Here is a 4,191-nt window from a genome sequence, read left to right as displayed (position 1 = left end):
GACCAGCATTCTGGCACGGTCGAATTCGGCCTTGACAACCCTGTTCAAGGCGGTCGCCCGGGGCCTGCCCGGTACCGTGCCGCCGCATACAGCCGACCCTTTCGCATGCTGAACGGTGAGGATCGAAGGGATCCCGAGCTGGACCCGCTGATGGAGGAAATCGACTGGCCCGCATGTCTCACCAGAAGTAGGAGGCATCGGTTCTCGGGATCTGGTAAAATGCTCTTGGCGAAGGAGTTAACCAGATCTGTGAAGGAGAACCGATGCCAACACAGTGCGCCAGCAAACCCCTGGAGTTTGAACCCCGCCAACGCCGCCGCGTGGTGGCTGCTTTCGATGGTGGTCCCATCACTTCCGATGCCGGCCTGTTGCTGTTGCGCCGGGTGGATCGGCGCCTGGCTCTCTCTGACCAGGTAGCGGACTGCTTCACCGATCACCGCGACCCCAAGCGGGTCCACTACAGCCTGCGCAAGCTTATCGCCCAGCGCATCGTCGGCATCGCCCAGGGCTACGACGACCTCATCGACCACGACCAACTCCGTCACGACCCCTTGATGGCCTTGGTCTCAGAAAAAGGCCGCCGTCCCGACTCGCCTCCCCTGGCAGGCAAGAGCACTCTCAACCGGCTCGAACACGCTCCCACCCAAGGCCCCGGCCGCTACCACAAGATCGACCACGACCCTGAGGCCCTCCAGGCCCGGTGGCAGAGGTGTCGCTGCTTTCGGGGGAAAATGCCGCCTGAGGGTCCTCCGACAGGCTCATATGCCTACGCTGAGGGCATTTGCCAACCGATCCAGCCACCAACGTTGTTAAACTCGGCCTCAAAAGTCTCCAGGGCCCCTTTCATCGCTCTATTGCGAACTCTGGTGAGAATTGCGGCCTAAACCACAACACTGACGGGGGATAACATTTTCCAATTGATATTCCCCGGGCGCCCGCCCGGGGGGATGCGACCAGTCACAATCTTGCCGTGAACCCATGCTGGCCTCGCGGTTGTGGGTGCTCTCCGTTCTGTAATAATATCCAGCCTGGAATGAGTTGCGCCGTCAGGGCGTCCGCCTTCACGGCCGCTGTCGATTGAACCGTCTCTCCGATCCCACTCCTGGGGACTTCCGCGGGTTCAAGGGTCCGGTCTCCACGGAAAGACAAGACGATGTGGAAAAAGGAAGAGCACGAAATTCCGCGTTCTGAATTCGAGGACCGGATCGAGAGGGTACGCCGGTTTGCCGCAGACCGGGACCTGGCCGGAGTGGTGGTCTACTCGGCGCCCAAGATTCACCAGTGGAATCAGACCGGGCACGTCGGCTATCTCACCAACTGGTCCAACCTGGACCGCATCACCGACGTCATGGTGCTGGTCCCCAGACGGGGCAAGGCGACGCTGCTGGTGGCCGGTGTGGAGTACATGCTGGACCAGATCGAGGAGGTGTCCTGGATCGGCGAGGTGCGCCTGGTGAGCTCTCCCGACCCGCGGGCGATCTCCCGCGCCTTCGACTCCAGCGTGGGTGGAGAAGCTGCCTCCCGCGGATCCCGCAGCTTTGGAGCCGAAATCGCCCATCTCTTGAAGGCCGAAGGCCTCGATGGATATCCGGTCGCCGTTTCGGGAATCGAGGCCATGCCGGTCACCCTCTATCGCGATCTGGAGCGGAATCTTCCGGCCGGTATCGCGGAGGCGCCCGACGTGGTGGCTGAGCTCCGGCAGTTCAAGACCCCGGAGGAAGCCGCATTGTTGCGGCGAACTGCTGAAATCTCCGATTCGAGCTACCACCGAATGGCGGAAGTCCTCAGGCCGGGAATGTGGGGGTATGAGCTCACCGCCGAGATGGACGCCGCGGCCCGACAGCGGGGCGCCGACTTCGTCTACCACTGCATGCATACGGCTCCCGGGACCGATCTGAAGGCGGGCAAGCTGTCGGTCAAGTGTCACGACTGGCGCCTGAACCGTGGCGACTACATCAATGTCAATGCCTACGTGGTCTACAAGGGTTACTGGATCCAGAGCGACCGGGCGGGAACCATCGGACCGGTTTTGGACAAGGCGGCCGCCGGGATGGTGGAAGCCAACCTGCAGGTGCAGGACGAGGTGCTCCGGATCATCCGCCCCGGACTGCCCATCGGTGAGTTGATTGAGATCGGAAATCGGGCCGCGGCAAGGTTCGGGTATGAAATCCAGGGAGGAAGGATCGGTCATGGTCAGGGACTGGACTACTCCGAACGGCCCTTTCTGCTGGCCGGAAGCCGTGAGCTGCTCCAGCCGGGCCATGTGTTCGTGCTCCACGTCTGCCTGGGAGAACCCGGGGGGACCCTCCTGATCAATCCCATCGCCGACCTCTGCTACCTGACCGCCGACGGAGTTGAGGTCCTCAACAAGTTCCCGCGAGGGTTGTTTCACCTGTGAGTGTTGGAACCGGAACAGACGTTCCAACCAACCGACGTCAACGCCTGAAGGAGGTGCTCATGCAGACCATACGCTTGAATCCGCCGTCCCTGCCCAAACCCGCGGCCACCTACTCTCAAGTGGTGCGCAAGGGAGCGCTGGTTACCACCGCGGGGATGATAGCTCTGGATGCGGAGGGCAGAGTGGTGGGCGAGGGAGACGTCGGGGCGCAGACACGGCAGGTCATGAAAAACATCGAAGCCGCCCTGGGGGCCGTGGGAGCTTCCCTGAGCGACGTCGTCAAGACCACCATCTTCTTGAGCGACATGGCCCACTACCAGGGCATGAACGCTGTTTTCAACCATTACTTCCAGGGCAACCCGCCGGCCCGGTCCACCGTCCAGACCGGTCTGGCCCTGCCCTCGCTCATGGTGGAGATCGAGGCCCTGGCCCTGGTCGATGACGAGTAGTTGGCCTTCTGCGTGAGAGAAGGACGGGCCGGAAAAAACCCCGCCCTGTATGAAGCAGCCCGGGAAATTTCGCCGACAGCGTCGGGCTGACTGTGCAGGCGTTCCCGAAGATACCGGCTGTTACGGGAAAGGATCACGATGAATTTTCGCAGCGACAACGAATCGCCGGCGGCGCCCGAAATCCTGGCGGCTCTCCAGGCGGCCAACTCGGGTCACGCCTACGCCTACGGAGAAGATGGGATTACTTCAGGCATGAAAGACCGCTTTCGGGAGACGTTCGAGACCGATCTGGAGGTTCTCCCGGTGGCGACGGGTACGGCGGCCAACTCCTTGTCCATCGCCCAATTGGCGCCCGCCTACGGTTCCGTCTTCTGCCACCACGAGGCTCATCTCCATGCCGACGAGTGCGGAGGGCCCGAGTTCTACAGCGGGGGCGCCAAGGTGGTTCCGCTGTCGGGGGAACTGGCCAAGATCTACCCGAGAACTCTCCGAGCCGCCGTGGACAGGACGGAGGAGATGGGGGTCCATGAGAGTCAGCCCAGCGCCGTCAGCATCAGTCAGGCGACCGAGTTGGGAACCGTCTACAAGCCGGATGAGATCCGCGAGATTTCCCGGATCGCTCGCGGCCGGGGGATGGGGCTGCACATGGATGGCGCCCGCCTTGCCAACGCCGTGCAACGACTGGGTTGCACACCCGCCGAGCTGACCTGGAAGGCCGGAGTCGACATCCTCTCCTTCGGGGCCACCAAGAACGGAGCCATGGCCGCCGAGGCTGTGGTGGTCTTCAACCGAGACCGGGCCCTGGGCCTGGCTCGCCGACACAAGCGCGCCGGACATCTCTTCAGCAAGATGCGCTTCATGTCGGTTCAACTGGAAGCCTACCTCAAGGAAGGCCTGTGGCTGCAATTGGCGCAGCAGGCCAACCGGGCGGCGGACGTGCTTTCGTCAGGGTTGGGCCGGCTTGCCGCCGTGGAGGTTCTCTATCCGGTGGAGGCCAACGAAGTCTTCGTCAGGATGCCGCCGCCCTTAGCCGACGGCTTGAAAAAAGCGGGCTACGAGTTCCACCTCTGGCCGGGGAGCCGGGACCATTACCGGTTTGTTACCTGTTTCGCAACCCGTATGGACGAGGTGAACGCGTTCCTGGCCCTGGCCCGGCAACTATCGGATGGCAGCGAGGGGGTGTAGGGAGGGGAGTTGCTGGGCAGGGACCGCTTGGGTACAATGCGGCTTGGCGTCGGCCCCCCCACCGCATCAGCCTTCGCCATTCGGCGCTGCTTTGCGGCGTCGCAATTGCCCCCCTCCGCATCAGCCTTCGCCTGCGGCTCGGCTTCTGCGACTCCCCCT

At 63.0% G+C, this 4,191-nt stretch carries 4 protein-coding genes; all 4 read left to right on the top strand.

The window, feature by feature from the left end:
• Positions 1 to 263: 263 nt before the first annotated feature.
• The 4 genes from OXI69_09345 to OXI69_09330 all read left to right on the top strand — a co-directional run bounded on the left by OXI69_09345 (position 264) and on the right by OXI69_09330 (position 4,032).
• Positions 264 to 884, top strand: a complete 621-nt coding sequence (locus OXI69_09345; GenBank protein ID MDE2666345.1) for a transposase — start codon at positions 264 to 266, stop codon at positions 882 to 884.
• A gap of 269 nt (positions 885 to 1,153) precedes the next feature.
• Entirely contained in the window at positions 1,154 to 2,398 is a 1,245-nt protein-coding gene (locus OXI69_09340; protein ID MDE2666344.1) for a M24 family metallopeptidase, read from the top strand.
• A 59-nt stretch (positions 2,399 to 2,457) separates the two neighbouring features.
• Positions 2,458 to 2,847: a RidA family protein gene (locus OXI69_09335; protein MDE2666343.1), complete on the top strand. Its 390-nt coding sequence runs from the start codon at positions 2,458 to 2,460 to the stop codon at positions 2,845 to 2,847.
• A gap of 138 nt (positions 2,848 to 2,985) precedes the next feature.
• Positions 2,986 to 4,032, top strand: a complete 1,047-nt coding sequence (locus tag OXI69_09330) for a low specificity L-threonine aldolase (GenBank protein ID MDE2666342.1) — start codon at positions 2,986 to 2,988, stop codon at positions 4,030 to 4,032.
• The last annotated feature ends 159 nt before the right edge of the window (positions 4,033 to 4,191 follow it).

It is taken from the genome of Acidobacteriota bacterium, from assembly GCA_028875575.1.
GTDB lineage: Bacteria > Acidobacteriota > Terriglobia > Versatilivoradales > Versatilivoraceae > Versatilivorator.
Note: the sequence above shows the minus strand (reverse complement) of the source record. Positions and strands in the feature narration are given on the sequence as shown.

Coding starts and splice junctions, on each gene's coding strand:
- OXI69_09345 (MDE2666345.1), top strand. CDS start 264: ATGCCAACACAGTGCGCCAGCAAACCCCTGGAGTTTGAACCCCGCCAA.
- OXI69_09340 (MDE2666344.1), top strand. CDS start 1,154: ATGTGGAAAAAGGAAGAGCACGAAATTCCGCGTTCTGAATTCGAGGAC.
- OXI69_09335 (MDE2666343.1), top strand. CDS start 2,458: ATGCAGACCATACGCTTGAATCCGCCGTCCCTGCCCAAACCCGCGGCC.
- OXI69_09330 (MDE2666342.1), top strand. CDS start 2,986: ATGAATTTTCGCAGCGACAACGAATCGCCGGCGGCGCCCGAAATCCTG.